Origin of the sequence: Pseudonocardia sp. 73-21, from assembly GCF_001899645.1 — a bacterium.
In the GTDB taxonomy this organism is placed as follows: domain Bacteria; phylum Actinomycetota; class Actinomycetes; order Mycobacteriales; family Pseudonocardiaceae; genus Pseudonocardia.
This window is the reverse complement of the sequence record NZ_MKVV01000050.1, coordinates 89342-115579: the sequence shown is the minus strand read 5'-3', so window position 1 is coordinate 115579 and position 26238 is coordinate 89342. Positions and strand designations below refer to the sequence as shown.

The window sequence follows — 26238 nt, the reverse complement described above, 5'->3', positions numbered from 1 at the left end:
CAACGAGGTGGCTCCGATGAGCACTCAGGCGAGCACGACGCCTTCCGGGACCGATCCGTTCGGGGTGTCCCTCGGGCAGCTCCTCGACCTCCGGGCGGCGCAGCGGGCCGACCACCCGTTCGTCTCCTTCCCCGACGGCGATATCACCTACCGCGAGTTCCACGCGAGCGCGCTCGGCCTGGCGAAAGGGCTCGTCGCGGCCGGGCTGCGGCCGGGCGGGCATGTCGGGATCCTCATGCCCAACTGCGTCACCTATCTCGAACTACTTTTCGCCGTGCACATGGCCGGCGGCGTCGCCGTCCCCATCAACGCCCGGTTCCGCCGCCGGGAGCTCGCGTTCGTCCTCGCCCACTCCGACGTCGAGATCCTGGTGACCACCGACCTCATCGACGAGTTCACCGACTACACGGCGCTGGTCGGGCAGGCACTTCCCGGCCTGGCCGAGCACATTGACCCGGCGGCCGAGCTGCGTCTCAGCGACGCGCCCCGCCTGCGACGCATCTACCTTCACGGCACCAGGGAGACTCCTGCGGTCCGACCGCTGTCCGAGCTCGTCGCGGCTGGCCGAAACACGACCGCCGAGCAGGTTCGGCAGGCACTCGACGCACGGTCGACCGAGGACACTGCGGTGTTGCTCTACACCTCCGGCACCACCGCCGACCCCAAGGGCTGCGAACTCACCCACGGCGCCCTCGTCCGCAGCTGGTCGGCCTATGCCGACCTCGTCGACCTGGGCCCGGACGAGTCGATGTGGACCCCGTGCCCCTTCTTCCACGTCGGAGGCATCGGACCCACGTTGTCCGCCCTCGTCCGCGGCGCCACGGTGCTGTCCATGGGCCGCTTCGACGCGCACGTCGCTCTCGCCCACATCGAACGCCGCCACGCCGAGCACCTCTTCCCCGCCTTCCCACCACTCACCCTGGGACTGCTCCGGACGCCGGACTACGACCCGTCCCGGTTGACGTTCGTACGAACGGTTCTCAACGTCGCACCCGGGGAGACCCAACAGGTGATCGCCGATCTGCTCCCGGACAACGCCGTCCTGCTGACCGACTTCGGCATGACGGAAGGCGCCGGCATGATCACCACCACTCCGACCGACGCCGCGGTCGCCGACCGGGTCCACCGCAACGGGGTTCCGCTGCCCGGGATCGAGATCCGCGTGACCGATCCGGAGCAGCCGACCGAGTCCCTGCCCGTCGATATCCCTGGCGAGATCCAGTTCCGCGGCATCAACGCGTTCCGTCGGTACTACAAGGACCCCGCTGAGACCGCGGCGACCATTATCGACGGCGGGTGGGTCCGCACCGGCGACCTCGGCAGTCTCGATGCGCGCGGCCAGCTGCTGTACGTCGGTCGGATCAAGGACATCCTCAAGGTCGGTGGGGAGAACGTGACACCCCTCGAAGTCGAGGCACACCTCACCACCTACCCCGGCGTGCACATGGCACAGGTCGTAGGACGGCCGTCGGAGCGCTACGGCGAGGAACCGGTGGCCTTCGTCGAGCTCGCGTCCGGGGCCACCTGCACGGGCCCGGACCTGATCACCTACTGCCGAGACCACCTGGCCTCCTACAAGGTCCCCCGCGAGATCCGGTTCGTGACCGAGTGGCCCATGTCGGCCACCAAGATCCAGAAGTTCAAGCTCCGCGAGCTCCTCGCGTGACGGCCGGTTAGACCCAATACGAGTCCAGCCGACCCTGGCTATCGCTGGATGCAGGAACCCGAACCGGGGCTGTGCCTACCGCCGCCGCGCCTGCCGCGACGCCACCGGCCGACAAGCCGCCCCCGCTGCCCCGACCTCGTCAACCGGCGGCACGGCCGCTGCCATGGCATCGAAGACGCAGTTCAGCAGCCCTCCGATTGCCGACGGGGTGCCGCGGCGGATGTGAACCTGCGCCCCTGCCGGTTCTTGGGGAGCTCGGCCACGACGACAACGTGTTTGGGGGTCTTGTACCCGGCGAGCCGCTTCCTGGCGTGCTCGACGATCTCCTCGGGTGTCGCGGTCGTCCCGTCACGCAGGACCACGGCGGCGGTGACGGCCTCGATCCACTCCGGGTGCGCCACGCCAAACACGGTTGGCCGGTCAGGCGGGGTGCCGCCAGGTCTCGTACATGACCTGGTTGGAATCGCCGCGCTTGCGGCCCCTCTCCAGGAGGTGCTTGTAGAGGCGCGTGATGGTCTCGATGAACCCCCTGATGGTGAGCGACCTCTTCCTCGGCGACGAGTCCGACGCTCCCGATGCCGATCCGCCTATCGACATCCCATGACGGCCCCCGCTGACGCACAGATCGGGGGTGGCCGCGACGGGAGCCCTTGTCGCCGTGAGGCCGGCAGCGCGCAAGACGCGCGCGGGTCGGCCTGGGCCGGAGCGCGGCCGACAGCCGTCTTGGCTACAGATCCGGCTACCACTGGCGACTTCGATCATGGGATGAAGCCCGCTGAGAACGACGAAGGCCCCTGACCTTGCAGGTCAGGGGCCTATCGGCTTGGTGGGCGATACTGGGATCGAACCAGTGACCTCTTCGGTGTGAACGCTGAAATGAAGCACGAACGCGTGCCCTCGATACACATTGATGCCGGTCAGCAAAGTTAGTGGTCCCGGCCAGAACCGGTCGTACCGGTCGAGCGCTGAGGGTCCTGCTGACTCTTTGCTGACGACGATCACGCAGCGGCCTGCTGCATGGCGCCTGGCAGCGTTCAGCTCACGTTGACGCCGTAGTCCCGGGCGAGTCCGGCGAGGCCGTCGCCGTATCCCTGGCCGACAGCTCTCAACCGCCAGGAACCCTGCCGGCGGTAGATCTCCGCGTAAATGAGCGCGGGCAACACCGGCGAGTCGACCGGTCGGATCGTCAGCTGACTGTTCTCGGCAGCGGGGTCCAGGATCAGCAGAGCTGTCCGAGCGACGTCACCGGTTGAGTCTGTGCCGCTCGCCACGAGAACCAGGCGTTTGCAGTGCTCGGGCAACAGCGACAGCTCGATCGTGGCCCCGTCGGGGTTGTCCCCTCCGCGAAGGCTGATAGCGCCGTCGGCTGCGGTCGGGTCGGTGAAGAAGATCCCTTCGCCGGATCCGGACCAGGTCAGCCCCGGCCACGGGCAAACGCCGGAGCTGGCGACGGCTCCGGTCTGCCGCGTGTGCGGCGCAGCCGACGCACACCCCACAACCGGCCGGCCCCGCCACTACTGCACACGGGCCTGCCAGTTGCCTGCGTGCCGATCCCGCCGGCGCGGCGGCCCCAAGGCCTACGCTTTCCCGTCATGATGACTGCCGCCGAGCTCGAAGCAGTACTGCGGCGCGACTACGAACGCCGCGACGTGGAACTCAAAGGCGCCGGCCCCCGCGGCACCAAGCACCTGTTTGCGAAGATCGCCAAAGCGGCGCTCAGCATGGGCAACCTCCGCGACGGCGGATACGTGGTCATCGGCATCAATGACGACCAGCAAGCGCAGATGCTGCCGGGACTCAACGACGCCGAGCTCGCCTCGTGGATGAGTTACGACGAGGTGGCCGCCGCGTTGGCCGAGTATTGCGACCCGCCGCTACGCATGGAGATCAGCAAGCTGGCTCTGTCATCCGGTGCGACCGTGGCGATCCTGCGTGTTGAGGAATTCGAGGACGTTCCGCACCTGTGCATTCGTGACTTCGGTGACATGAAGAACGCGGTGACGAAAAAGGGTGCGCTCTACGTGCGGAGTCGGAAGTCTCCCGCGACAACCGAGATCGCCTTGTCGAGCGAGCTTCGCGACATCATCACCCTCGCGACGGAGAAGGCCCTGCGAGCCTATGTCCGCACAGCGGAACGGGCCGGATTCTCACTGGCTGACCTCCAGGCTGACGCCGACCGCTACAAAGAGCGCCTCGCATCGGCATGGAGCCGAAGCACCCTCGCGGACATGATCCAGACCAAGGGCCACTGGTCGATCCACATTCGCCCGGAGCTCTTCGCCCTCGACCGCGTCCCCTACCGCCAGCTCGAGCCGATCTTGCAGAACGCGACCGTCCGACTCCTCGGCTGGCCGATGCCCTTCATCGAGACCGGCACCAAACTCCTGCGCGGCAACGATTGGATCGGCACCGATATCAACGACGAGCCGGTCAACTGTTATGAGACCTGGCGATTCCTCACCACTGGCGAGTTCGCCCAACTCGAATCCATCACGACAGACTGGGGACGCACGTTCGTCGGCAGTGAAATACCCGATGGGTTCACCTCGATCATCACCGTGTGGCAAGTCGTTGCCCTAATGACGGAGACGCACGAACTCGCCGCTCGCCTGGCGCTGAGCGCGGCCGGCGCAGACCCCATGCGGGTTGAGATCCGACTTAACGCTCTCGACGGGCGAGCACTGGTACCGGGCCTGCCCGGCCGAGCGTTCATGCTTCCGTTCCGGGCCCCCGAGGGGGAGTCGGTCAACTACGTCGCTACGTATTCACGCGACGATCTGGTGGCGGCTCCTCAGGTGTTGGCGGTGTCGGCATGCGAGGAGTTCTTCGCCCGATTTGGTTGGCAACCGCAGCGCTGGGAAATCGAAGCACAACAGAATCAAATTCAGCGCGGCTGACCGCGGACGAACCGCACCGGGCTCATCGGTGGCCCCGCTCCGTGCGCGGGTCGCGCTTGCGGCCGGTGAGCAGCCGCGCCATGACGGTGTCGATCCCCAGCCGGTGCCACAGCGCGTCGAGGACCAGCGTGCCCCCGACCGGGCGCGAGGAGGTGAACGCCAGCTCCGCCGGGCCGCCACCGGGCGAGGTGCGCAGGGCGGTGGCTGGGTCCAGCAGCCGGGTCAGCGACGCGACCAGCCGGGCGATGGCGTCGCGGTCGAGCTGGTCCTCCCGGCCGAAGCTGTGCAGCACCTTCGGTCGCGAGGTCTTCGTGGCCGGGTCCCACTCGTTGTGCGTCAACTGCAGGTATCGCACGGCCGAGCCGTCCTTGTTTCGCCGTGTCGACACCCGTACGTGCACGTGTCCAGACGTTACACGAGTTCGACCAGCTCAACGATTCGAACATCGATCGAACGTGTGTCCAGTACTTTCACCGGTTTCGGGCCTACCCCAACATCCTGACCTGGGACGATACCGCGGCGTGTGTCCAGATCAGTCCATCAGCTGCGGAACGCGGGGCAGACCCTCGCCGCCGGCAACCACTACTGGTCACCGGGGAGATACCTGGCCGCCAGCGGGGAGAACACTGGCCGTCACCGGGGCGGTAAATGGCCGCCTACGGGGAGTCTGGACTGGCCGCTGTCACTTGTTGATCCTGGGGGTGACATGCAGCCGCTGCTCCAACCGCCCCACTGCTGCCCTTCACCACCCTGGCCGCGGTTGGCACCGGGCCCAGCGGGCGTTCACGATCCTGGGCCCGACAACCCCGCCACCCCCGCCCCGCTGCGCGAAACGGGCCGGCTGGAACCCGCGGACGCTCCCGGTGAACAGCCCGAAGATCAGCCCGCGACGACCGATCCGACGATTCCGAGCCCCCGGCCCATCTTCATCGGTCAGCACTGCTGGCCCCGGTCGTAACAACCCCGCTGCTGGTCGTAGCCGCCCTGCTGCTGGCCCTGGTCGTACTCGCGAACCGTACCTTCCAGGTCGGTCGGGTTGGCCGGCGGCGACGGAGCTCGAGGCAGGATCGCGATGGAGGAGCAGGTCGTGCGGTCGCGTTTCTGGCACACGCAGCGACGGGGCGACGACGGTGTGACCCAGTGGGGAGATCCGCACGGTGACGCCGAGGCGGACCTCCTCGCGAGGGTGCCGACCGGGTTGGCCGCGGCGCTTCCGGCGGTGTCGCCGGCGGTGTTGTTCGTCGCGGTCGTGCAGGTCCGAGCGGGCCGCTCCAATGGGACCTGATGCGCCAGTTCGGGCTCAGCGTCCATGATGCGAAGGCGATCTTGGCCTTCTGCCCAGAGCGAGATCCGTCCGGCAGGTGAACGCGTGCTGACACCCACCGGCGACGAGCGCCGCGCACCGCGTGGGCATCGTACGTATGGGTACAGTCGCTCCGGTTCTAAGGGAACGGATGGGACCTGCGTGAGGGTCACGAGGGGATGGGAGGTGAGGCATCGTGGACGATGAACCTCCCGGTCAACGGGGTGAGGGGCGTGACCGTCATGCGCCGCACGCCCACACCCGCCCTGTCGCCTTGATGTCCATCCCCCGCCCTGCCATGGATCCCTGCCGGTTGTAGCGGCTCGGGTGCGGGGCGCACTCGAGGAGGTCCTCGTGCCCGCTCGCCCCTCGCTTCGCACCACCCAGGTGCTGCGCGCCCGCACCCAGGTCCGCGTCGAGCGGGCCACCACGACCCGCGCGGTCCGGCACGCGATCGTGTCGCTGGCCGGGCTGATCGGCACCCCGGTCCGTAACCAGACCGGCCAGGAGGTCGGGCGGCTGGTCGATGTGGTGGCCCGCCTCTACGGCGAGGAGCGCTACCCGCCCGTCACCGGGCTGGTGATCCGGATCGGACGCCGCCGGGCGTTCATGGACGCCACCGCCATCCACGCCGTCGAGCGGCGCAGCGTCGCGCTGCGCACCGCCCGGTTCGACCTGCGCGACTATCAGCGCCGCCCCGGCGAGGTGCTGCTGGCCCGTGATGTGCTGGATCACCAGCTGGTCGACGTCGACGGCGTGCAGGTCATTCGGGCCGCCGACCTGTACCTGGCCCCGGTCGGGGAGTACACGGTGCTGGTCGGGGTCGATGTCAGCGTGCAGTCGTTGCTGCGGCGGCTGGGCCCCAAGCGGCTGCGCTGGCACCCCACCCCCGACCGAGTCATCGACTGGGACGCCGTCGCCCCGTTCGGGGAGGAGTCCACCGACGGCCCGGCCACGGTCCGGCTGCGACGCAGCCAGGAAGCGTTGCACCGGCTGCGCCCTGGGGAGCTCGCCGACCTGTTGGAGGACCTCGGCCGCCCCGCCCGCCAAGAGCTGCTGGCGTCGTTGCGGCCGGGCGCGGCGGCGGACGCCCTGGAGGAGATGGACCCCGATGAGCTGGAAAGTCTGCTGCGCGAATCCACCCCCGATCAGGCCGCCGCGCTGGTCGCGACGATGGAGTCCGACGAGGCCGTCGACGCCCTGCGCGACCTAAGCGGACAGGAACGCCACGAGTTGCTCGACCGGATGCCAGCCGCCTCCCGCGAGCACCTATTGCGACAGCTGGGTTATCCGGAGCACGAGGCCGGCGGGTTCATGACCACAAGACTCTTGACCGCCAGAGAACACGACACCATCGCCGAGCTGCGGGCGCGACTGGCTGAGTGGACCGAACACCGCAACGAGATCGACGCTGTCGTGATCTGCGATGCCGAGGACCGCGTGGTGGCCGACGTGCCGCTGTTCGACCTGGTCATCGCCCCGCCCGGGCAGACTCTGATCGAGCTGCTGCGCGGCAGCAACCACGTCGACCCGGTCACGGTGGGCCCGCACGCCGACGTCGGTGAGGTCGCCGCCGCGCTGGTGGAGTCCCGGCGGTCCTCGCTGCTGGTCCTCGACGCCGACCGCCGACCGCTGGGACGGATCCTCGCCGACGACGTCGTCGACGCGCTGACCCCCGAGACCGGACGTCGACACTTCCCGAGGCTGCTGCGATGACCACCCGCGACGACAACGCCGGCGACCGAGCCCCGGTCACCGCCGGCACATCCACAACGGAGACACCTTCCCTGGCGCCCCACGATCCGTCGCCTGCGCCGCGACCAGGCGCGACGCTGTGGCAGCGGCTGCGCCGCGGCCGGATCTTCGCCTACCTCGCGATCGCCGGTCCGGGCTTGATCGCCGCGAACGCCGGCAACGACGCCGCCGGCATCGCTACCTACTCCTCGGCCGGATCCCAGTTCGTGTACCGCACCCTGTTCTTCATGGTGCTGGTCACCGTCGCCCTGGTCCTCGTGCAGGAGATGTCGGTCCGGCTGGGCACCTACACCGGTAAAGGACTGGCCGCGCTGATCCGCGAACAGTTCAGCCTGCGCTGGACCGCGCTGGCCCTGTTCTGCGTGCTGCTGGCCAACACCGGGCTGGTGGTCAGCGAGTTCGCCGGTATCGGTGCCGCGTTCGAACTCATCGGCCTCAGCCGGTACGTGGTGGTGCCGATCTTCGCCGTGCTGATCTGGGCTTTGGTGCTGTTCGGGTCCTACCGCTACGCCGAGCGGATCTTCCTGGTGTTCTCGCTGGCATTCCTGGCCTACCCGATCGCCGCGATCCTCGGACACCCCGACTGGTCGGCAGTCGGCGCGAACCTGGTGCTGCCGCACTTCGTCGCCGATAAGGCGTTCGTGCTGCTGGGTGTCGCCCTGATCGGCACCACCGTCAGCCCTTACATGCAGCTTTACGCCGCCGCCGGCGTCGTTGACCGCGGAGCCGGGCCCGGCGACTATCCTTTGGTGCGCGCCGACGCGATCAGTGGCGCCCTGTTCGCCTGCATCATCTCCATCACCATCATCATCGCCACCGGAGCCACCATCGGAGGCCAAGGCCCCCTCGACTCCGCCGACCAAGCCGCCCAAGCACTGCGCCCGGTTGCCGGATCCGGAGCCGAGCTGCTTTTCGCGTTCGGGCTGCTCGGGGCGAGCGCGCTCGCCGGCGCGGTCGTCCCGTTGTCGAGCTCGTACGCGATCAGCGAGGCCATCGGTGTCGAGCGCTCCGTCTCGCGGCGGTTCCGGGAGGCCCCGCTGTTCCTGGGCTTGTTCACCTTTCAGGTGTTCCTCGGCGCCGCGGTCGCGCTCACCCCGGTCAACCTGATCAGCCTGCTGATCGGCACCCAGGTCCTGCAAGGTGTGGTCGCGCCGATCGTGCTCAGTTACATCCTGATCCTGGCCAACCGACGCAGCGTCCTGGGCGACGCGGTCAACGGGCGAGTGTTCCGGGTCGCTGCCACCGTCGCGGTCACCGCGGTTGCGGTCATGTCCCTGCTCCTGGTCGGCCAAACCCTCCTCGGGCTGGTCGGCCTGGCCTGACGGCTGTCCGCGGACGGACAGCTGTCGCGCGCTCACCCCGGGCGCCGTCGTAGACGGCCGAGATCCGCGCACGTCCTGGCGGCCGCATCGATGGCGGCCGGCGGCGGGTTGGAGCAGCGCCACCTCAGCTACGCCATCGTCACCGGCCCGGAAGGGCGGCGGTTGGGTACCGTCCACCCAGCGACCCGCCCTGACGCCACGAGGCCGCATCCAGCGCGGAGGTGTCCGATGAGCACCCAAGCCCAACACGAACCGGCCGCCGTCCCGACCTGATGGTGCTGCGGACGGCCCTACCCCGAGACCGAGCTGACCCGCCTCGGGCAACACCCCGAGGTCGGGTCTGCCTGGGCTGCGCGGTGTTCCTCAAACGGCGCGCCACCGCCCGCCGCGACACTGGAAACCGAAGCCCGGCGACCCGGGCGCGCGGCGCCATCAACACGGCCCGCGATGCCGTAATCAGCCGCGGCTGGCACGAACATGGGCCGTTGGGACGGTTGCTGCGTCGTATCGACCGCTACTTCCCATAGTGGCCTCGATATGCCCCCACATGGCAGCACACCGCGGACACCTTCTCCGGAGCTCCCCGGCCCCGGTCGCCGCCAGCTCGGTACGCTCGGTCCGTGTCCAACCCTTCCGACGTCGAGGCCCGGCTGTCCGCGCTGGAGGCCCGCATAGAGGAGGTCGCCGCCGACGCCGCGGCCGCGCGGCACCTCGCGGCCGCCCGGGATCGTGACCTGGCCGACCTCGGGGTCAAGGTCGACGCCAACCGCTCCGCGATCAACGCCCTCGGCGTGCAGACCGCCGCCGGGGTCGCCGAGACCCGGGCCGCGCTGACCGAGCTACGCACCGAGATGCGCGCAAAGTTCGACCAGGTCGACAACGGCTTCACCGAGATGCGCGGCCGGTTCGACCAGACCGCCGCCGGCATGGCCCAGATCGTCGAGCTGCTCACCGCCCGCGACGACAACCAGTAGTAGTAGTAGCAGCAGCAGGCGGACTCGGGCCTGCGTTCCGCAGTTAACGGTGGGTTCTGGGGCACGTCTTGGCTTTGTGTGCAGGTCAGCGGCTCGCAACGTGTCCGAGATGGCGGCGCTGCTACCGCTGCGACCAGGGCAGAGTGTCCTGGAGATCGGCTTCGGACCCTGCTGATTAACCCGGCTGGCGCCGGGCTGGCCGTCGGCGGTCTGGTCGGTCGAGACCCGCGCGTTCCGGATCCTCATGCTGGGGATCGACTCGGAAACGTCCGACAGTCGTCCGCGACCCGCCCAGTTCCAGACACGGGTTTCGGACGATGCTGGCCGGGCGTGTCGCCCTTCGCCGTGAGACGCCCACATGCGACCGTTATCCGACGGATCGGCGCTCGTCTACGAGCTACGAGCTACGAGAGCGGTTCTGCTTCCAGGAGTGCGGGGTGGCCGTCCGCGCCGGCGGGCAGCGGATAGAAGCTGTGGTGGGTGAGCTCGTCGACGGCGACCACGTGCGCGCCGTCGGCCAGATGATCCGAGCCGACCACGCTCAGGCGGCGATCATGCAGCTCGAGCAGGCTGACCCAGCCGCTCTCGGCGGCGACGTAGAGCCGACGCCAGAACAGGTAACCGCCTCGCCGCCACTCGGCGGCCGCCTCCCACTCAACCGCCTGGCCACCGCGCCGAGGGCGAGCAGGATCGCGGTACCGATCAGTCAGGGGTTGAGCAGCCCGGACCCGAGTACGCCCAGCGCGCCGGCGGCGAGCAAAGCGGGCCAGACGCAGCACAGCACCGGCACCGCGACCAGCGCGGCCATACCGAGCCCGTCGCACAGCAGGTGGCGGGAGGGATCAGCAGACAGGACGGGTGGGTGTTCAATCTCGCTCGTTTAGGTGCGGGGTTTCTCAGGTAACGGGGCGATGCGCTCGCAGGCGTTGAGTGCGGTGCAGTTGTCCGCGGCCAGCGACCGGGCCAGTACGACCAGATCGGCCACCCGCGGGTCGACGACCCGGTAGTGACTGAATCGGCCCTTACGCCGGGCGGCGACGTAGCCGCACTCGGCCAGATACGCCAGGTGCACCGACACCCGTCCCTGGGACAGCCCGGCGTGGGTGACGCACTCGCTGACGGTGTGTTCGCCGGCGAGCAGCAACTCCAGCAGCCGTAGCCGGGTCGGGTCGCCCAACGCGCGGAAGAACTTCGCCACCACTCCCGCCTGCTCACCACCGCCGAGCAGCGGAATCGTCGCCGGTGCGGCCGGTGCGGTGGTGCCCGGGTTGTCGGCCATCCGTGTCCAGTTCCTTCCACGATCGACGCTCCGCCTGCACGAGTGCCAGGAAGCTAGCATACATTCGGCAAAGCAGATTGAACGATTCGGTGACGGGTACCCCGCGATCAGCATCCCGGGGAACCTCCGCCGGGGACCGGGGGTTCCACCGCCCGGCCTGACCGCCTGACCGCACGACTTCCTGGAGGTTGCTCAGTGAATGACACCGATGTGTTCGACCTGGCCGTGATCGGTTCCGGGGGCGCGGCGATGGCGGCGGCGATCGCGGCGCGGCAGGCCGGGAAGACCGTGGGGCTCATCGAGCAGGCCACCCTGGGCGGGACGTGTGTCAACGTCGGCTGTGTGCCGTCCAAGACGTTGCTGGCCGCGGCCGGGGCCCGGCATTCGGCGGTGGGCAACCCGTTCCCGGGCGCACCGACCTCGGCCGGACCGGTGGATCTGGGCGCATTGGTCGGGCAGAAGGACGAGCTGGTCGGGCGGCTGCGCCAGGCCAAGTACGCCGACGTGGCCACCGCCCACGGGTTCGAGATCCGCCCCGGGCATGCCCGGTTCACCAGCGAGGACACCCTGGTCGTGAACGGGCAACCGGTGGCGGCGCGGGCGTATCTGATCGCGACCGGCGCCGACCCCGCGGATCCCGGGCTGCCGGGCCTCGAGGAGGTCGACTGGCTCAGCTCGACCACCGCGATGGAGCTCACGGCGCTGCCGGAGTCGCTGGTCGTCATCGGCGGCGGCTACGTGGGGATGGAGCAGGCGCAGCTGTTCGCCCACCTCGGCGCCCGGGTCACCCTGGTCGGCCGGCTGGCCCCGGCCGCCGAACCGGAGGTCGCTGACGCGCTACGCGGGGTGTTCGCCGATGACGGGATCACGGTCGTCGAGGATCGGGCGGTCGCGGTCGAGACTGTCGACGGGCAGGTCGTGGTGGTGACCCGGTCCGGGCAGCGCGTGAGCGGCGCCAGGCTGCTGGTGGCGACCGGGCGCAGCCCGCGTACCGCGACCCTGGGCCTGGATGTGGCCGGGGTGAAGACCGACGGGCGGGGTTTCGTCGTGGTCGACGAGCGGCAGGCCAGCTCCAACCCGCGGATCTTCGCCGCCGGGGATGTGGCCGGGGGCCCGCAGTACGTCTACGTGGCCGCCGCCACCGGGCGCGCGGCCGCGCTGAACGCCACCGCCGCCGCCGGGGCGCGGCCGGCGGTTGTGGACTACACCGGGATGCCCGGGGTGGTGTTCACCCGCCCGCAGCTTGGCTCGGCCGGGCTCACCGAAGCCCAGGCGCTCGAGGCCGGGTACCGGTGCGTGTGCCGGGTGCTGCACCTGGTCGACGTGCCCCGTGCGCTGGCCAACGGCGACACCCGCGGGGTGGTGAAGCTGGTCGCCGACGCTGAGACCGGGCGGGTCCTGGGTGTGCACGCCGCCGCGGACGCGGCCGGGGAACTGATGCTGGCCGCGACCTACGCGATAAAGGCAGCGATGACCGTGGACGAGGTCGCCGACACCTGGGCGCCGTATCTGACCATGGCCGAGAGCCTGCGCATCGCGGCCGGGTTGTTCCGCACCGACATGCCCACCTCCTGCTGCGCCTGACCCGCGAGGGGCCGCCCCCGGACGGTGTCACGCCGTCTTTAGCTCGGCCACCAGCAGGTCCAGGCCGGTGACGGTGTAGTCGGGTCGGCTGAAGTGGTCGGGGTAGGGCGCGGCGGCCCGGTTGATCCACGCAGTGCGCAGGCCGGCGCGCGCGGCACCGTCGATATCCCAGGGATGGACAGCAACCAGCAGCATCTCCTCGGCCGCGACGCCACAGGTGGATGCGGCGTACCGGTAGCTGCCGGGTGCCGGCTTCCAGGTGCCGGCCTGTTCCACCGACAGCAACCGGTCGAACTCCGCTGCCAGCCCGGCGCGGTCGAGCAGCTTCTGCGCGACGTCGGCAGAACCGTTGCTCAACGTCACCAGGTGGTAGCCATCAGCGCGCAGCGCCCGGACACCATCGGGAACGTCAGGATGGACTGGCAGGTGCGCGAACCCGTCCAGGACGTGGTCGATCGCGGAATCGAGGTCACGATCGAGATCGACCCCGTGTAGGACCGTGCGCAGCGACGCGGCGGCGAGCACGCTGAACCGCTCCGACGCACCGGCCGCGGTGCGCGCGAATCCGTCGCGCAGCAGTCCGGCGAACCAGAGCTTGGCCAGCTGGGCCGGGGCACCGACATCAGTGAACCGCCCAGCCAGCGGCGTCATGTCCGAGAGTGTCTCGTTGACGTCGAACACGATCAGTGGCAGGACCGTTGCGGGTCGGCTGGCAGTCATGGGGTCGTAGTTCCCCGCGGCGACACCGATCAACCGTGACGTCGCCGCCGCATCCCGATCGGGGCCCAGACCGTCGGGCGCCCACGACCAGTGACCCTCGGTGAGCGGCCGGTCTCCTCCAGCAGCACCGTGGCGAGCTGCCCGAAGGTTGCCAACGCGTCGCCGAGGCGGGAGGTCTCGGACCCCGGCGGCCCGGCGCAGCGCGGGTCCCGCTCCGTTGCCCGCATCCGGTCCGCGCCCTGCCCCGGACCTGCTGCGCTGTCGTGTCCTGGTCTCTGTCACGTTCATCGCTTCCGGGTAACAAGCGTTGCTGTTCAGCGCGGTTGCCGCGGCCGTGGAACCTTGACCTCGGGTACGGTCAATCGATGGGGCGCGACGGACGCGAGGCTGTGCTCGGCCACATCATCGTGCACGCACCCGCCGCCCCGGCCGACCCGGTCCGCACGTGACCCGCATCCCGCCCTCGCGGGTCGGGCTGCGCGCGGTGTTCGCCCACCCCGGCTATCGCCGGCTGTGGACCGCGCGCACGGTGTCCCAGGCCGGGGACGTGTTCGCCACCGTGGCCCTGGCGTTGTTGGTGTTCGACCTGACCGGGACGGCGCTGGGGGTCAGCGCGGTGGTGTTCGCCGAGATCATCCCGGTGTTGCTGCTGGCCCCGCTGGCCGGCACGCTGGTCGACCGGCTGCCCCGGGTGGCGGTGATGGTCGCCGCCGATGTGTGGCGCGCCGTTCTGGCCGCCGCACTGATCTTTGTCGGGCCCAACGTGGTCGCGGTGTACGCGATCGCGTTCGGGCTCTCGGTCGGCGCGGTGCTGTTCAACCCGGCCGCGGGCAGTGCCCTCCCCACGCTGGTGGGAGACACCGAGCTGGTCGCGGCGAACTCCGGTATCTGGACCGCGGCGGTGCTGTCGCAGATCGCGCTGGCCCCGCTGGCCGGGATCTTCTACACCGCGCTGGGCTCCGGGCCGGCGTTCGGGATCAACGCCGCCAGCTTCGCGCTGAGCGCGATCGTGCTGCTCGGGCTGCGACTGCCCGCCCCGCCGGCACGCACCGAGCGGCGCGGGTTCTTCGCCGACGCCGCCGCCGGGATCCGGTTGCTGGCCACCGACCGGCTGCTGCGGGCGCTGGGCGCCGGGCAACTGCTGGCCGCGCTGTCGGCGGGCGCGACCAGCGCGCTGCTCGTGGTGCTGGCCCGCGACCACCTGGCGCTCCCACCGGGCGGGTATGGGCTGCTACTCGGTGCGATCGGGATCGGCGCCGCGCTCGGCCCGTTCCTGCTGACCCGGCTGGTCGCCGACCCGCGCCGGCCGGTGTTCGTGTTCGGGCCCTACGTGTTGCGCGGCCTGGTGGATGTCGCCCTCGCCACGTTCACCGCGCTCCCGCTCGCGCTGGTCGCGCTCGCGGTCTACGGGATGGGCACCTCCAGCGGCGCGGTCACCTTCACCTCGCTTCTGCAAACCCACACCCCCGAACGCGCCCGCGGCCGGATCTTCGCTGCCTTCGACGTGTTCTGGCAGCTCGGCCGCCTGGTCTCCCTGCTCGCCGGCGGGCTGCTCGCCGCCGCGCTCGGCATCGCGGCCGTCTACTACCTCGGCGGCGCGCTGCTGCTGCTCGCCGCCGCCATCGGATGGCGCGCCACACCGAGCGCGGCCGGTCACGGGCAGCAGCGCTCCCACCGGTAGCGCCTCTGCCGTGCCGAACGGCAGGCCACACGTAACCCCTGCGGTCCCGGGTCCGTCACGTGCAGGACGTGTTCACCGAGTGCAGCGAGTCGACGACGGCCGTTCGCCATTTCACTGAGGACCGCGGGCGACCGGAGGCCCCCGCTGGGCGCGCCCGCCGGTCACAGGTCCGCGGGATGGACGGTGCCCAGCAGGCGCCCGTCGGGATCGGCGACGATCGCGTAGGTCAAGCCTTTCTCGACCAGCCGAGCCTTGATCGCGGCGGCCGGTTCGTGCGGGCGCAGCGTGGACGGCCCGGGCTCCATCACCTCGCTCACCGCCCGGTCGGGATCGCCATCGTCGAGGGCGGCGGCGCGCAACCGCCCGAGCAGGGTGCCCTCGGCGGTGGTGACCAGCGCGAAGCGGTGCGCGGACGTGGCGACCCGGGCCCGCAGCACCGCGACCGGTTCGTCGGGGCGCGCGGTGCTCACCTCGTGACGCAGGTGCTGCCCGATCGTCGGGGTGTCGGCGTCGGTCCCCGCGACCGGCTGGTTGCGGGCGAGCCAGTCCACCTTCCCCAGCACGTAGTCATGGACCTGGGTGAAGCCGAGCGTGGCGAGCCGGCACGCGGCTCGTGGGCTCATATCTCAAAGGGCGTCCCAGCAGTACACGATGACCGGCCGGGTCCGTTCCAGACCGGCGGTCGTGGCGGCGTCGAGGGTCTTGAGCGGAATGTTGACCGCGCCGGGCAGGTGCATCTCGCCGTACTCGCCCGCCGGGAGCACCTCGACGAGCTGTGCGCCGTCGTCGAGCAGCCGACGCAGCTGGGGGTAGTCGATGGCCGTCATCTGTCTCTCCTCGGGTGGGGGCCTGGCGGCACTGTGCCGGTGCCTGAGCTACCGCACCGGTCAGGCGTGCGACTCGCAGTAGGTCTTCAGGCCGCGGAGCCCGTCCTCGATCGCCGGGCCGAGCGTGTCGGCGACCTCGTCGGGGGTGACCTCGGTGCTGTAGACGACCAGGCTGGACCCGGCCTGGTCGAGCACGTCCACGGTGCCCAGGTGCGAGGTGACCGGGACCCCGCCGCCGACGATGCGGTATTGGAACCGGCGCAGCTGCGGGTCGTTGGTGACGATCTCCTCGTCCAGCGGGACATCGCCGTCGAGCGTGCAGTGCCGCTGCTCGCCGCTCGCCTCGGAGGTCTTCACCGTCGGGAACCAGGCCGAGATGTTCCCGGCGTCACTGACGACCGACCAGACCTCGGCGGGAGGCCGGTCGATGGTGAGATGGGTACGCAGGGTGGCCATCAAGAACTCCTCCTCGTGGGTGCACTGGCCGCTCGGCCGGCTGAGGTCGGGATGCCCTCGGTGAGGGGCCGCGAACCTGGACTGTCAGGGAGATGACACGATCGCGGTGGTCGAGCCCAGCGGCGGACGACGAGCCGGACGCGCGGATCAGCGCCGCCGCCGTGGCGGTGTCAGGCCCGTGGGTGGCGGCGCGTGGGATCGGCTCCGCGATCGTGAGCATCCGGGTCCGGGCCATCGTCGGGGCGTCTGTCCCGGTTCGCCGGATGGCTGGGCCTGTTGTGGTCGAGGAGGCGGTCCGCGAATTCCTCCAGCCGCCGCACGGCCGCGGGCGGCGCAGGGTGCCCCTGGGCCAGGGCGTCACGAAGCCGGAGGTAGGCCTCGGCCTCGAGCCCGCAGGGCCGGCAGCAGGCGAGGTGCGTGCGCAGCAGGTCGGTGGCGGCGCTGTCGAGGTGCCCGTCGAGGTAGTCCTGCAACAGCGCGTTGGCCTGTCGGCAGCGGGTGCGCAGCAGCGGGGAGCAGCGCAGCGTGTAGCGCAGCCGGGAGAACGCGCTCATCGGGCGGCTCGTCTCGGCACGTCGCCGGGTCTGGGTGCGACGCCGACGGCGCCGAGTCGGTGGCGCATCCGGGTCCGTGCGGCGTGCAGCCGGCTCATGACGGTGCCTTCCGGGAGGTCGAGTCGGTGGGCGGCCTGGGCGACCGACAGTCCTTGTACGTCGACGAGGATGACGACGGCGCGCTGGCGGTCGGTGAGATCATCGACCGCCTGTTTCACCGCGGTGTCGAACTCGCGGCCCAGCGCGATCCGTTCGGCCGAATCGTGGGGTGGGGCCAGGGGTAGCTCGTCCAGGTCGATGCCGGGGTCGCGCAGCAGGTTCGGGCTCTGCCTTCGGCGGTTGTTGGATGCGGTGTGGCGCAGGATGGTCAGCAGCCAGGCCCGGGGGTGGGTTCCGTCGAACTGGTGCAGGGCCCGGTAGGCGCGGATCAGTGTGTCCTGAACGAGGTCCTCGGCGTCGCTGAGCTGCCCGGTCAGCGCGCGCGCCGCCCGCAGCAGGGTCGGGATGTGCGGGACGACGTGGCGTCTGAACAGCTCGTCGCGTCCAAGCGGGGACCACACTTCGGTGTCCATACCGGCGATAGCCCTCGCAAAGTGTGGAAGGGAAGCTGACCGTGCGGTGAGGCTGTTGTGGGCGGCGGTCCGGGGCCCGGGCACGGGGAGGTCGACACCCGTGCCCGGCCCCGGGCCTGGTCGGGCCCCAGCGGGATGGCCCGTCCCGCGTCGTGCCCGTCCCTCGCGTGCCCGGGCGCGAACTCAGCCCAGCAGCCCACCCAGCCCGTAGCTGCCGTAGCCGTAGCTGCTGTAGCCGTAGCCGTCGGTGTTGTCGCCGTTGTCGGTGTTGTAGCCGTTGTCGTAGTAGCCGCCGCCGAACAGGCCGTCGACCAGGTCACCCACGACGCCATCGCCGTAGCCGTTGTTGCCGTAGCCGTTGTTGTCGTAGCCGTTGTTGTCGTAGCCGTTGTTGTCGTGACGGTGGCGGTCGTTGGTGGTGCTGTTGTCGGTGGCGGTCCAGTCCTGGGTGTAGGCGGTGTTGACCACTGCGGCGCTGGTCGTGGCGGCGGGGCTGGTGGTGGCGGTCGAGGCGAATGCGGCGCCGGCGCCGGCGACCATCAGCGGGACGGCGAGGGCGCCGACGACCAGGGAGCGCTTGAACTGACGCATGGGAATGATGTCCCTTCATGGGGGTGGTGGGCGTGGTGTCTCGCCGACGGTTCTCGGCGGGAGCGTCACGTCGCGGGATCTCGTGTGGCCCGCATCAGGAGGAACCCCTGTTCGGTGCGTCGGCCTTCGGTGTCGGCCGCGGCTGTACACGATCGGCGGGACAGCACGGCCGGAGCGAATGCCGACGACCCGAAATGGGGTTGCGCAGCGAGCGAGGTCGGTGACGCGGCGCGGCGGAGTCGCTCTACCGGCGGCACGCACGTCCGTGGCCATCCGTGACACTGCCCGCCGATGCCGCAGCTTCTCGCGGGGGCCGGCTGCCCCAGACCCGCGGAATAGGGCAGCCCGCGCTCGGGTTCCCCAGGCGTGATACCCCCCAGGGGCACATCACAGAGAGTGAACAGTGGGTGGGGATCGGGGAGGTCGGAGCGTGGAGCAGGAACCGGGACCGGTCGCGGCATGCGCGGTGCCGAGCAGGGGCGCCTACATGGATGAGGAGCTGAAGGCGGATCTGCGCCGGCGGTTGTCGAAGGCCTCGGGGCAGGTGCTGGGGGTCAACCGCATGATCGACGAGGACCGCTACTGCGTCGATGTCCTCGATCAGATCGCGGCCGCGCAGAAGGCCCTCGACGGGGTCGCGAAGAAGGTCATGCGCAACTACCTGCAGAGCTGCGTCACCGACGCGATCTCCGGCGGCGACCCGTTGATCTACGACGAGCTGATGGGCGTGATCTTCCGCCATCGCTGACCGCACGACGAAGAAGGGACTCCGCGGATGCCGCAGACGCCACGACCCACCAATGACGAGCCGCGCCTGCCGGCGTGCCCGGTCGACGGACAGACCGGTGAGACGGTGCCCGACTGCTCGACCTCGCCGGCGCGGCGGCTGGGCTTCGTGGCCGGGGAACTGCGCGGGATCTGGCGCGGGATCTGGCGCGGACACCGCGCCCGGAAGCGGAATCGGAAGGAGTGACCCGAATGGACACCGCATGGCACATCGTCAGTGACGGCGTCGCGATGGCGTTCTACATGTTGTGGGACACCTTGTGGGCGCTGGTGGTGGGGTTCGCACTGTCCGGGATGGTGCAGGCCTTCGCCTCGCGTCGGGCGATGCACCGGGTGCTGGGCCGGCTCACGGCCGGCTCTGTGACCCGGGCGTCGCTGCTGGGGGCGGCGAGTTCGTCGTGTTCGTATGCGGCGAGCGCGCTGGCGCGGTCGTTGTTCGCCCGCTCGGCGAACTTCACCGCGGCGATGATCTTCATGTTGGCCTCCACCAACCTCAACATCGCGATCGGGCTGGTGATCTGGCTGCTGATCGGCTGGCAGTTCGCGCTCGCCCAGTTCGTCGGCGGCGCCATCATGATCGCGTTGCTGGCGGTGGTGCTGCCCCGGGTGTTGCCCGCCGACCTGCTGGCGCGGGTGCAGCAGCGGCTCGCCGCGACCAGCGGAACCGACGAGGACACCGAGGTTGTGGCGCTGCGCGAGCGGCTGCGCAGCCCCGGGGCGTGGGCCGACGCCGCCGGCTACACGGTGTCGGACCTGACGATGCTGCGCAAGGAACTCCTCGGTGGCTTGCTGATCGCAGGCTTCCTCGCCGGTGTCCCGAGCGCGGTGTGGCAGGTGCTGTTCGTGCCCGGGCACGGGGCGTGGTCGAGCATCGAGAACGCGGTGCTGGGCCCGTTCATCGCGCTGGTCAGCTTCGTGTGCTCGGTGGGCAACGTGCCGTTGGCGGCGGCGCTGTGGCACGGCGGGATCAGCTTCGGCGGCACGATCGCGTTCATCTTCGCCGACCTGATCGCGCTGCCGCTGGTACTGATCTACCGCAAGTTCTACGGCACGAAGGTCGCGTTGCGGCTGTTGGGGGCGTTCTGGCTGGTGATGAGCGTGGCCGGGCTGGCCACGGAGTACCTGTTCACCGCCGTGCATCTGGTGCCGGCCACGCGTCCGGTCACCGTGGTGCCGACCGGGGTGCACTGGGACTACACCACGATCCTCAACATCATCGCGCTGGTGGTGTTCGCGGGGATCTACTGGCTGTACCGCAGCCGGGACCGATTCGGCGGTGGTGGCGGGTACGCGACCGATGTGGTGTGCGGGATGCAGGTGGAGAAGGCCAACGCTCCGGCCACGGCCGAGCACCAGGGGCAGCTGTTGTACTTCTGCTCCGACCGGTGCCGGGAGCGGTTCACCACCGATCCCGCCAAGTTCGCTACCGGCGCGCAGCGCAACCCGGCGGGCGGCGCAGGCTCCGCCGACGCCGCGGTCGATCCGGTATGCGGGATGGACGTGGACCCGCAGCACGCGGCCGGGACCGCCGAACACGCCGGGCACAGCTACCACTTCTGCTCGACCGGGTGCCGCGACAGCTTCCGCTCCGACCCGGTGCGCTACGCGCCCGCCGACACCGGAGCCCGGTAGCAGACGGTCAACCCGGCGCCGCCCGGGACTCCACCCGGCATGTCAGCGCCCGCCGTTCCGATACCCGGCATGGCCGGCGCTGGACCCGCCGGGTGAGGCGGACCGGGCCGTCTCAGCAGCCGGCGGCCGAGCGTGCGGCGCAGACCAGACGCTCGGGGGCGACCCGGTCGTCGGGGCTGCGGGGCCGCCACCGGCGGGTGATGACGCCGTCGGTGACGATCGCGTCCCCGCCGAGCTGACGGGTGTCCTCGACGGGGCGCTGCAACTGCCGGCCGCGCAGGCGGGCCCGCGCGTAGAAGGCGAGGGTGCCCGGCGAGTAGACCCGCCACACCGGGGCCCGGCGCAGCCCGAGCAGCCGGTAGACGGTGCGCTGCTCGTCAGCGAGCATCGGGCCGCTCAAGTGCAGGTGTTCGGCCAGCTCGCGCAGGGGTTGCGGCGGGCTGAACCCGATGGTGACCAGGCCGATGCCGGTTCCGTGGAGAAGGTGCTGCACCTGGACCAGGTGCTCCTGGCAGGGCAGTCAATAGCGGTGCCGGATCAGGGTCAGCACCCACACCCCGGCCAGAGCGCCCAGATGCACCGGGTCGCCGGTGTCGACGTCGGGAAGCTCGATACCGGCCAGCGACAGCTGGACGGGCTGATCACGCATGGCGTACTCACTCTCGATCTCGGGTTGGACGCGGTGCTCCGACGGCCGGTCAGCAGCACCCGGCGGCCGGGTCGCCGCCGGGGCGGGTGAGCCCGGCGACGTCGCGCCGGGTCGGCGGCTGCGGGTCGGCGGTGGTGAGGGCGGCGGGGGTGGTGCACGCGAACGCAGGCGCCGTGTGCGGGTCGATGGGCTCGACCGGTTCGAGCAGCTCGAACAACCCGGTGTAGGGGGCCCGGGTGTAGAGCTGGAAGGTCTTCGCGCAGACCGCGCTCGGCACGCCCCGGTGCAGGACGTGCCCGTCGTCGTCGAGGACCGCCTTGAACGGGCCCGGGTAGATCACAGCCTGGCCATGATCGCGGCACTCGCCGTGCTTGCCCTTGTAGGCCACAACGGTGACGGCGCGGAACTCGATGCCCTCCACCACCCGCCAAGGCTGCACATCCCGCTTGACGAGGTGGATGCCGTGGAACCCGGCCTGCTCGAACGCCGCGAGGAACGCTCTCTCCTGCAGCGCCCCGGAGATGCAGCCGCTCCACAGCTCCGCGTCCGCGCGCAGCCGCGCGGGTACCTCGGTGGAGGCGACGATGTCGGAGATCACCGCCCGCCCGCCCCGGCGCAGGACCCGGAAGATCTCGGCGAACAGTGCGGTCTTCTGTTCGGTGGCGACCAGGTTGAGCACGCAGTTGCTCATCACCACATCAACCGCGTCGTCGGCGATCAGCGGCTCCTCGACGCGCAACCGTCGCTGCTCGGTCTCCAGCGCGGCCAGCGCGTCGAGGTCGGTGACGGGACGAACACTGAGCCAGTGCTGCAGCGCGTCGAGGTCCAGGGCCAGGTCCTGGATGCGGGCTTTGCGGAACTCCACGCCGCCGTGCCCGACCCGCTCGGCGACCACCGGCGCCGCGGCGCGCGCCACGGAGAGCATGTCGTCGTTGACATCGACACCGATCACCCGCCCGCCCGGGCCGACGACCTGGGAGGCGATGAAACAGATCTTCCCGGTGCCCGAGCCCAGATCCAACACCGTCTCACCGGCGGAGAGGTAGCGGCTGGGGTCCCCGCATCCGTAGTCACGCTCCAGCACGGCCGCGGGGATCGCGGCCAGGAAGCGCGGGTCGTAGTCGACCGGGCAGCACAGCGCCGCCTCGACCTGCTGCGCGCTCGCGCTGTAGCGTCGTGCCACCGCCTGCTCCTGATCGGCGACTGGTGGGTGTGGGGCGGCAGCGGTGGTACCCGCTGTGGTGGATATCTGGCTCATCGAACCTCCGGGATTCATCGGGGTGGCACCGGTTGCGCGGTGGACACGTTCTGCGGGGTGTAGCTGCCGATGATCTGGTCGACCTGCTCGTAGCCCACACGCAGCAAGAACGTGCTCAGCCGGCCGTAGGACTTCGCGCCCAGAACGAAGAACCCGGGCTCGGGGGTGCGCAGCGCGTCGACGCCGACGGCGGGTTGGGCCAGGCAGTCCGAGACTGCGGTGTCGAGCAGGGTCGCGGAGAGGTTCATCGGTGCGGCGGTGGCGTAGCACTCGTGGACCTGCAGCTGCCGGTAGAGCCCGGCGTCCCCGACGTACCCGGTGAGGCTCAGCAGGTGGTCGACGAGCAGTTCCCGCGGGCCGTGCGGTGACCCCAGCAGCGCCCGGACCCGTCCGTGGTCGGCATGAAGCGATTGGATCGTGGCACCGGTGTGCACGGTGACGCGGGCGTTGTCACCGGCGGCGAGGCGGCGGGCGGTGTCGACGAGGTCCTGGCGGCCGGGCAGGGCGTCGCCGCGGATCTCGCCCCAGCCCGGGTCCGGATCGCGGATCACCCAGTGCAGGCGGGTGCCGGGGAGCGCGGCGAGGCTGCGCGCGGCGGTCTGCGCGGACTTCCCGGCGCCGACGAGCAGGACCGTGCCCCGCCAGCGGGCCCGGTCCCGGTCGGTGTCTAGCGGGGGCAGGGTGCGCACGATCCGCTCGCCCAGCCCGGTCTCGCCCGGCGCGGCGATACCGCCCTCGCCCGTCGGGTTGGGCTGGCCGTAGGTGCCGGTGCAGTCCAGAACCAGGTCGGCGGAGTGCACCTGCTCGCCGCCGGGCCCGTCGATCAGCAGCCGCAACGGTGCCGCAGCGCGGGCTGCGGTGGAGATCTCCTCGTGTTTGAGCAGACCGGTGCGTCCCACCGCCATGACGCGGTGCGCCAGCCGGATCCGCCCGGCAAGCGCCGGGCCGGCTGCGAGCGGGCGCAGCACCGAGTCCCAGAGCTCGGTCCCGGTCGGGCAGATCGCGCCCTCGGGCGGGTCGGGCAGGTGGGTGCGCATCCGCGGGGACAGGTTCATGCTCCACGGGGTGAACAGCCGCACGTGGCCCCAGGCCGCGACGTGTGCTCCCACGGTGGCCCCGGCTTCGTAGACGGTGAACGGCAGCTCGGCGTCCGCGCAGGCCAGGGCGGCGTCGAGCCCGACGGGCCCGGCGCCGAGGATCGCGACCTGCCGTGGTGGTGTCGTCATCGGGTGTCTCCTCACCGGCCGGGCGCCGGCTCGGCGGGCGGGGCGGTCACGTCACGGCCGAGCTGGTGACGGCGGCGGGCGGTCACGATCCCGGTGACGGCCAGGACGGCCAGGCCGCCGAGCGCGAGCAGGACCGGGGCGGAGCCCGGGGTGGCCCCGAAGGCGCCGATCGTGACGTAGGCGAGCGTGCCGGGCACGATCCCGAGCGCGGTGCCGAGCAGGTAGTCGCGGGCCCGGACCGCGGTGAGACCGCAGGCGTAGTTGAGCGTCGTGAACGGCAGCAGCGGGACCAGCCGTACCGCGATAACCGCGAGCACACCGCGGCGGCGCAGCAGCCCGTCCAGCCGCGCCAGCCGGTCGCCGCCGAGCTGCCTGACCGTGGCCCGGCCCAGCCCCCGGGCGAGCCCGAACCCGATCGCCGCCCCGCCCAGGGCCCCCACCAGCACCGATCCGGCTGCGACGGGCAGTCCGAACAGCACCCCGGCGCCGATGCTGAGCACGACCACCGGCGCGGGGGTCAGGCTCAGCCCGGCATACAGCGCCGCGAACAGCACCGGCCCCGCCCACCCGGCCTGCCGCGCCCAGCTGCGGATCTCCTCGACCGGTGGCACACCCGCCGCCGCGACGAGCGCCGCGCCCCCGGCGAGGAGCAGCACCAGTACGAGCGCACGGCGCCACGGGACGCCGGGCGGCCGGCTCGTGCCGCTCCCGCCCGCCACGCTGTTGTCAGACCGCACAGTTGTAGACCAGTGGCAGCGATCCGTCGGCCTGACGCATCCGCAGAAACGTCTCCACGATCCGGCGTTTGGCCTCGCTCATCGAGACGTCCGCTCCGGCGAGGAGCATGTCGGGAGAGGTGTCGACGTCGGCGCCGGCGGGGTGCCAGTGCCAGCCCTGGGCGGTGACGGTCAGCTCGGGCACCGTGCTGTCGGCCCCGATCGGGATCCCGTCGTCGGAGTGGCCGCGTTTGACCAGCGGGCGGACGGCGAAGTCGCGGCCGCGGACACCCTTGGCGGCGAGCAGGTCCCGCAGCGGCTCGACGTGGTCGGCGTTCTGCAGGGTCTCGGTCATCCCGACCCGCACCGGCAACCCCAACCCCAGCGCGATGTCGAGCCCTTCCATCGCCGCGGCCCAGGACCCGCGGCCGCGGTGCACGTCGTGCAGGTGCGGCTGCGCACCGTCGAGGGAGGTCTGCAATGTCAGCCGCGTCCGCCCGGCCAGGCGCCGCAACTGCTCGCGGCGATACCCCTGATACAGCATCCCGTTGGTCAAGCACACCACATCGAGGTGATCGGTGGCGTACAACAGCTTGTCGACGATGTCGGGCTGCAGGAACGGCTCGCCGCCGGTGACATACAGCTCGGTGAACCCCTCCTCGACGGCCTCGTCGACTAGGGCGCGGAACCGTTCCATGCCGATCTCGCGGCGCGGCGCCTGCGGCGAGGAGGCGACCGAGCAGTAGTCGCAGGCGAGGTTGCAGTGGAAGTTGGTGTAGAGCCACAGCCGCGGCGGGAACATTGCCGAGCCGAACAGCGGCAGCACCGGCAGCCCGTCCTCGGGAACCTCCGACAGGTCGGCCCAGGACACGGCCGCGCCGGAGAAGTCCGGCAGCGCCGACTTGTAGAGCTGGTAGCGCCCGCGGGATCGCTCGGCCGGGGGCACGATCTCCAGACACGTGGTCCAGTACCCGGTCTCGACGGACTGCGCGAACGCCTCGGGCAGTCCGGCGGCGCGGATCGAGGCCGCCTGCGCGGCCCAGTCGTAGTCCAGCGCCACCAGCTCCACCGACGCCACCCCGTCCGCGGCGTCGCAGCCCAGGTCGAGCAGCGCGAACCAGACGTGGGTGGCGCCGTCGTTGGCCGGGCGCCCGAGCACCCCGACGTTCACCACGAGGGTCTCCCCGCCGCCGCGGCGCGGGACCCGCCGGGTCCAGGGCAGCCCGGTGTGGGTGCAGCAGATGACGTCGGCGTTCGACTCGGCGACCCGCAGCTCGTGCTGGTCCGGCGACAGCGACTCCCACCAGAAGTCGTTGACCGCCAACGTCGAGCCGTGCACCAGGTGCACATCGACCCCGTCGATGGTTTCCCGGTGCTCGGTGTCGAGCGTGCGCATCCATGCCGCGAAGCCGGTTGAGGTGTGGGCGAAGGTGTAGTCGTAGGCGATCGCGGCGAACGCGTTGTCCGCGTCGTCGCTGTAGCCGCAGCCGCAATCGGTCTGCCCGCCGCCGATCGCGACCTCGTAGTTCCCAGCGATGCACTCGATCCCGTTGTCGACCAGCAACGCCCAGATCGCCTCCGGTTCCGCGCCGTAGGCACCGAAGTCGCCCAGGCACACCAGCCGGTCCGCTCCACGCGAGCGCGCCTGCGCCACGAACGCGCGCAACGCGTAGGGATTGGAGTAGGGGCCCCCACAGATCGCCAGCCTCGTCACGCAGCCGTCCTCTTCCACCGTCGTCGGTTCCGTGTCGGGCTGGGAACCCGCCGCAGCCCTCCGTGCTTCCCTCGGA

The 26238-nt window shown here is 70.7% G+C and carries 27 protein-coding genes; 9 read left to right on the top strand and 18 right to left on the bottom strand.

Translation table 11 applies throughout. The features are described 5' to 3' along the window. The first annotated feature begins 16 nt into the window (after positions 1–16). Positions 17–1666 carry a class I adenylate-forming enzyme family protein gene (locus BGP03_RS16560; RefSeq protein ID WP_298800501.1) on the top strand — a complete coding sequence of 550 codons (1650 nt, stop codon included), beginning with the start codon at positions 17–19 and terminating at the stop codon, positions 1664–1666. A 182-nt stretch (positions 1667–1848) separates the two neighbouring features. On the opposite strand, the gene BGP03_RS16555 is transcribed toward BGP03_RS16560, so the two are convergent. Together BGP03_RS16555 and BGP03_RS16550 are read right to left on the bottom strand one after the other, a co-directional pair. Further along, positions 1849–2067 carry a hypothetical protein gene (locus tag BGP03_RS16555; protein ID WP_296366881.1) on the bottom strand — a complete coding sequence of 73 codons (219 nt, stop codon included), beginning with the start codon at positions 2065–2067 and terminating at the stop codon, positions 1849–1851. Positions 2068–2700: 633 nt separating this feature from the next. Then, entirely contained in the window at positions 2701–3162 is a 462-nt protein-coding gene (locus BGP03_RS16550) for a TerD family protein (protein WP_298800500.1), read from the bottom strand. Between the two features lie 96 nt (positions 3163–3258). Between BGP03_RS16550 and BGP03_RS16545 the strand changes: the two genes are divergently transcribed. Further along, entirely contained in the window at positions 3259–4563 is a 1305-nt protein-coding gene (locus BGP03_RS16545; protein WP_299736663.1) for an RNA-binding domain-containing protein, read from the top strand. 22 nt (positions 4564–4585) lie between these two features. Here BGP03_RS16545 and BGP03_RS16540 read toward each other — a convergent pair whose 3' ends face one another. Then, positions 4586–4918, bottom strand: coding sequence for a hypothetical protein (locus BGP03_RS16540; RefSeq protein WP_298800962.1), 333 nt, complete (start codon positions 4916–4918; stop codon positions 4586–4588). 1302 nt (positions 4919–6220) lie between these two features. Here BGP03_RS16540 and BGP03_RS16535 point away from each other — a divergent pair. The 3 genes from BGP03_RS16535 (at position 6221) to BGP03_RS16525 (ending at position 9917) form a co-directional block, all read left to right on the top strand. Beyond that, complete coding sequence (locus tag BGP03_RS16535; protein WP_298800961.1) at positions 6221–7582, top strand: CBS domain-containing protein; 1362 nt, start codon at positions 6221–6223, stop codon at positions 7580–7582. Beyond that, positions 7579–8943: a divalent metal cation transporter gene (locus tag BGP03_RS16530; protein WP_298800960.1), complete on the top strand. Its 1365-nt coding sequence runs from the start codon at positions 7579–7581 to the stop codon at positions 8941–8943. Before BGP03_RS16535 ends, BGP03_RS16530 begins: the two co-directional genes overlap by 4 nt. Before the next feature lie 620 nt (positions 8944–9563). Further along, positions 9564–9917: a hypothetical protein gene (locus BGP03_RS16525; protein ID WP_298800959.1), complete on the top strand. Its 354-nt coding sequence runs from the start codon at positions 9564–9566 to the stop codon at positions 9915–9917. A 404-nt stretch (positions 9918–10321) separates the two neighbouring features. Here the strand turns inward: BGP03_RS16525 and BGP03_RS16520 are convergent, their stop codons facing one another. Both BGP03_RS16520 and BGP03_RS16515 read right to left on the bottom strand, forming a co-directional pair. Then, positions 10322–10696 carry a hypothetical protein gene (locus tag BGP03_RS16520; RefSeq protein WP_298800958.1) on the bottom strand — a complete coding sequence of 125 codons (375 nt, stop codon included), beginning with the start codon at positions 10694–10696 and terminating at the stop codon, positions 10322–10324. A gap of 101 nt (positions 10697–10797) precedes the next feature. Further along, complete coding sequence (locus BGP03_RS16515; RefSeq protein ID WP_298800957.1) at positions 10798–11196, bottom strand: metalloregulator ArsR/SmtB family transcription factor; 399 nt, start codon at positions 11194–11196, stop codon at positions 10798–10800. Positions 11197–11391: 195 nt separating this feature from the next. Here BGP03_RS16515 and merA point away from each other — a divergent pair, with 195 nt between their 5' ends. Further along, positions 11392–12780, top strand: a complete 1389-nt coding sequence (merA, locus tag BGP03_RS16510) for a mercury(II) reductase (RefSeq protein WP_298800956.1) — start codon at positions 11392–11394, stop codon at positions 12778–12780. A 27-nt stretch (positions 12781–12807) separates the two neighbouring features. Here merA and BGP03_RS16505 read toward each other — a convergent pair whose 3' ends face one another. Then, positions 12808–13500: a haloacid dehalogenase type II gene (locus tag BGP03_RS16505; RefSeq protein ID WP_299736671.1), complete on the bottom strand. Its 693-nt coding sequence runs from the start codon at positions 13498–13500 to the stop codon at positions 12808–12810. Positions 13501–13945: 445 nt separating this feature from the next. Between BGP03_RS16505 and BGP03_RS16500 the strand changes: the two genes are divergently transcribed. Continuing rightward, entirely contained in the window at positions 13946–15181 is a 1236-nt protein-coding gene (locus tag BGP03_RS16500) for an MFS transporter (RefSeq protein ID WP_298800952.1), read from the top strand. Between the two features lie 161 nt (positions 15182–15342). Here the strand turns inward: BGP03_RS16500 and BGP03_RS16495 are convergent, their stop codons facing one another. From BGP03_RS16495 to BGP03_RS16470, 6 genes are all read right to left on the bottom strand, one after another. Beyond that, complete coding sequence (locus BGP03_RS16495; RefSeq protein WP_298800951.1) at positions 15343–15804, bottom strand: CBS domain-containing protein; 462 nt, start codon at positions 15802–15804, stop codon at positions 15343–15345. Between the two features lie 3 nt (positions 15805–15807). After that, the gene (locus tag BGP03_RS16490) at positions 15808–16008 is read right to left on the bottom strand and encodes a rhodanese-like domain-containing protein (protein ID WP_298800950.1); all 201 of its coding nucleotides are present in this window, start codon (positions 16006–16008) and stop codon (positions 15808–15810) included. 60 nt (positions 16009–16068) lie between these two features. Continuing rightward, positions 16069–16464, bottom strand: coding sequence for an SRPBCC family protein (locus tag BGP03_RS16485; RefSeq protein WP_298800949.1), 396 nt, complete (start codon positions 16462–16464; stop codon positions 16069–16071). A gap of 170 nt (positions 16465–16634) precedes the next feature. Continuing rightward, complete coding sequence (locus BGP03_RS16480; RefSeq protein WP_298800948.1) at positions 16635–17018, bottom strand: zf-HC2 domain-containing protein; 384 nt, start codon at positions 17016–17018, stop codon at positions 16635–16637. After that, positions 17015–17590, bottom strand: coding sequence for an RNA polymerase sigma factor (locus BGP03_RS16475; RefSeq protein WP_298800947.1), 576 nt, complete (start codon positions 17588–17590; stop codon positions 17015–17017). The genes BGP03_RS16480 and BGP03_RS16475 overlap by 4 nt, the downstream gene beginning before the upstream one ends. A 183-nt stretch (positions 17591–17773) precedes the next feature. Next, positions 17774–18181 (bottom strand): hypothetical protein, encoded by a 408-nt coding sequence (locus BGP03_RS16470; RefSeq protein ID WP_298800946.1) that lies wholly within the window; start codon positions 18179–18181, stop codon positions 17774–17776. Positions 18182–18668: 487 nt separating this feature from the next. On the opposite strand from BGP03_RS16470, the gene BGP03_RS16465 reads away from it, so the two are divergent. Both BGP03_RS16465 and BGP03_RS16460 read left to right on the top strand, forming a co-directional pair. Then, positions 18669–18929, top strand: a complete 261-nt coding sequence (locus BGP03_RS16465) for a metal-sensitive transcriptional regulator (RefSeq protein WP_299736657.1) — start codon at positions 18669–18671, stop codon at positions 18927–18929. Positions 18930–19159: 230 nt separating this feature from the next. Then, positions 19160–20599 carry a permease gene (locus tag BGP03_RS16460; protein ID WP_298800944.1) on the top strand — a complete coding sequence of 480 codons (1440 nt, stop codon included), beginning with the start codon at positions 19160–19162 and terminating at the stop codon, positions 20597–20599. A gap of 112 nt (positions 20600–20711) precedes the next feature. Here BGP03_RS16460 and BGP03_RS16455 read toward each other — a convergent pair whose 3' ends face one another. The 6 genes from BGP03_RS16455 to BGP03_RS16430 all read right to left on the bottom strand — a co-directional run bounded on the left by BGP03_RS16455 (position 20712) and on the right by BGP03_RS16430 (position 26162). Continuing rightward, a complete protein-coding gene (locus tag BGP03_RS16455; protein ID WP_298800943.1) occupies positions 20712–21092 on the bottom strand; it encodes a peroxiredoxin-like family protein in 381 nt (126 codons plus the stop codon). Positions 21093–21119: 27 nt separating this feature from the next. Further along, positions 21120–21248, bottom strand: coding sequence for a hypothetical protein (locus BGP03_RS16450; RefSeq protein WP_298800942.1), 129 nt, complete (start codon positions 21246–21248; stop codon positions 21120–21122). 49 nt (positions 21249–21297) lie between these two features. Then, positions 21298–22431: a methyltransferase domain-containing protein gene (locus BGP03_RS16445; RefSeq protein ID WP_298800941.1), complete on the bottom strand. Its 1134-nt coding sequence runs from the start codon at positions 22429–22431 to the stop codon at positions 21298–21300. An 89-nt stretch (positions 22432–22520) separates the two neighbouring features. Further along, the gene (locus tag BGP03_RS16440; protein WP_298800940.1) at positions 22521–23732 is read right to left on the bottom strand and encodes a hypothetical protein; all 1212 of its coding nucleotides are present in this window, start codon (positions 23730–23732) and stop codon (positions 22521–22523) included. An 11-nt stretch (positions 23733–23743) separates the two neighbouring features. Further along, complete coding sequence (locus tag BGP03_RS16435; RefSeq protein ID WP_298800939.1) at positions 23744–24469, bottom strand: TVP38/TMEM64 family protein; 726 nt, start codon at positions 24467–24469, stop codon at positions 23744–23746. Next, on the bottom strand, positions 24459–26162 hold the full coding sequence (locus tag BGP03_RS16430) for a radical SAM protein (RefSeq protein ID WP_298800938.1): 1704 nt from the start codon (positions 26160–26162) through the stop codon (positions 24459–24461). The genes BGP03_RS16435 and BGP03_RS16430 overlap by 11 nt, the downstream gene beginning before the upstream one ends. Positions 26163–26238 lie beyond the last annotated feature (76 nt).

Excerpts from the sequence above, each read along its gene's own strand:
- BGP03_RS16515 (WP_298800957.1), bottom strand. The coding sequence starts at position 11,196 with ATGGCCGACAACCCGGGCACCACCGCACCGGCCGCACCGGCGACGATT.
- BGP03_RS16475 (WP_298800947.1), bottom strand. The coding sequence starts at position 17,590 with ATGGACACCGAAGTGTGGTCCCCGCTTGGACGCGACGAGCTGTTCAGA.
- BGP03_RS16460 (WP_298800944.1), top strand. The coding sequence starts at position 19,160 with ATGGACACCGCATGGCACATCGTCAGTGACGGCGTCGCGATGGCGTTC.
- BGP03_RS16465 (WP_299736657.1), top strand. The coding sequence starts at position 18,669 with ATGGATGAGGAGCTGAAGGCGGATCTGCGCCGGCGGTTGTCGAAGGCC.
- BGP03_RS16495 (WP_298800951.1), bottom strand. The coding sequence starts at position 15,804 with ATGAGCCCACGAGCCGCGTGCCGGCTCGCCACGCTCGGCTTCACCCAG.
- BGP03_RS16440 (WP_298800940.1), bottom strand. The coding sequence starts at position 23,732 with ATGACGACACCACCACGGCAGGTCGCGATCCTCGGCGCCGGGCCCGTC.
- BGP03_RS16480 (WP_298800948.1), bottom strand. The coding sequence starts at position 17,018 with ATGAGCGCGTTCTCCCGGCTGCGCTACACGCTGCGCTGCTCCCCGCTG.
- BGP03_RS16505 (WP_299736671.1), bottom strand. The coding sequence starts at position 13,500 with ATGACTGCCAGCCGACCCGCAACGGTCCTGCCACTGATCGTGTTCGAC.
- BGP03_RS16450 (WP_298800942.1), bottom strand. The coding sequence starts at position 21,248 with ATGCGTGATCAGCCCGTCCAGCTGTCGCTGGCCGGTATCGAGCTTCCC.
- BGP03_RS16530 (WP_298800960.1), top strand. The coding sequence starts at position 7,579 with ATGACCACCCGCGACGACAACGCCGGCGACCGAGCCCCGGTCACCGCC.
- BGP03_RS16560 (WP_298800501.1), top strand. The coding sequence starts at position 17 with ATGAGCACTCAGGCGAGCACGACGCCTTCCGGGACCGATCCGTTCGGG.
- BGP03_RS16545 (WP_299736663.1), top strand. The coding sequence starts at position 3,259 with ATGATGACTGCCGCCGAGCTCGAAGCAGTACTGCGGCGCGACTACGAA.
- BGP03_RS16470 (WP_298800946.1), bottom strand. The coding sequence starts at position 18,181 with ATGCGTCAGTTCAAGCGCTCCCTGGTCGTCGGCGCCCTCGCCGTCCCG.
- BGP03_RS16490 (WP_298800950.1), bottom strand. The coding sequence starts at position 16,008 with ATGACGGCCATCGACTACCCCCAGCTGCGTCGGCTGCTCGACGACGGC.
- BGP03_RS16485 (WP_298800949.1), bottom strand. The coding sequence starts at position 16,464 with ATGGCCACCCTGCGTACCCATCTCACCATCGACCGGCCTCCCGCCGAG.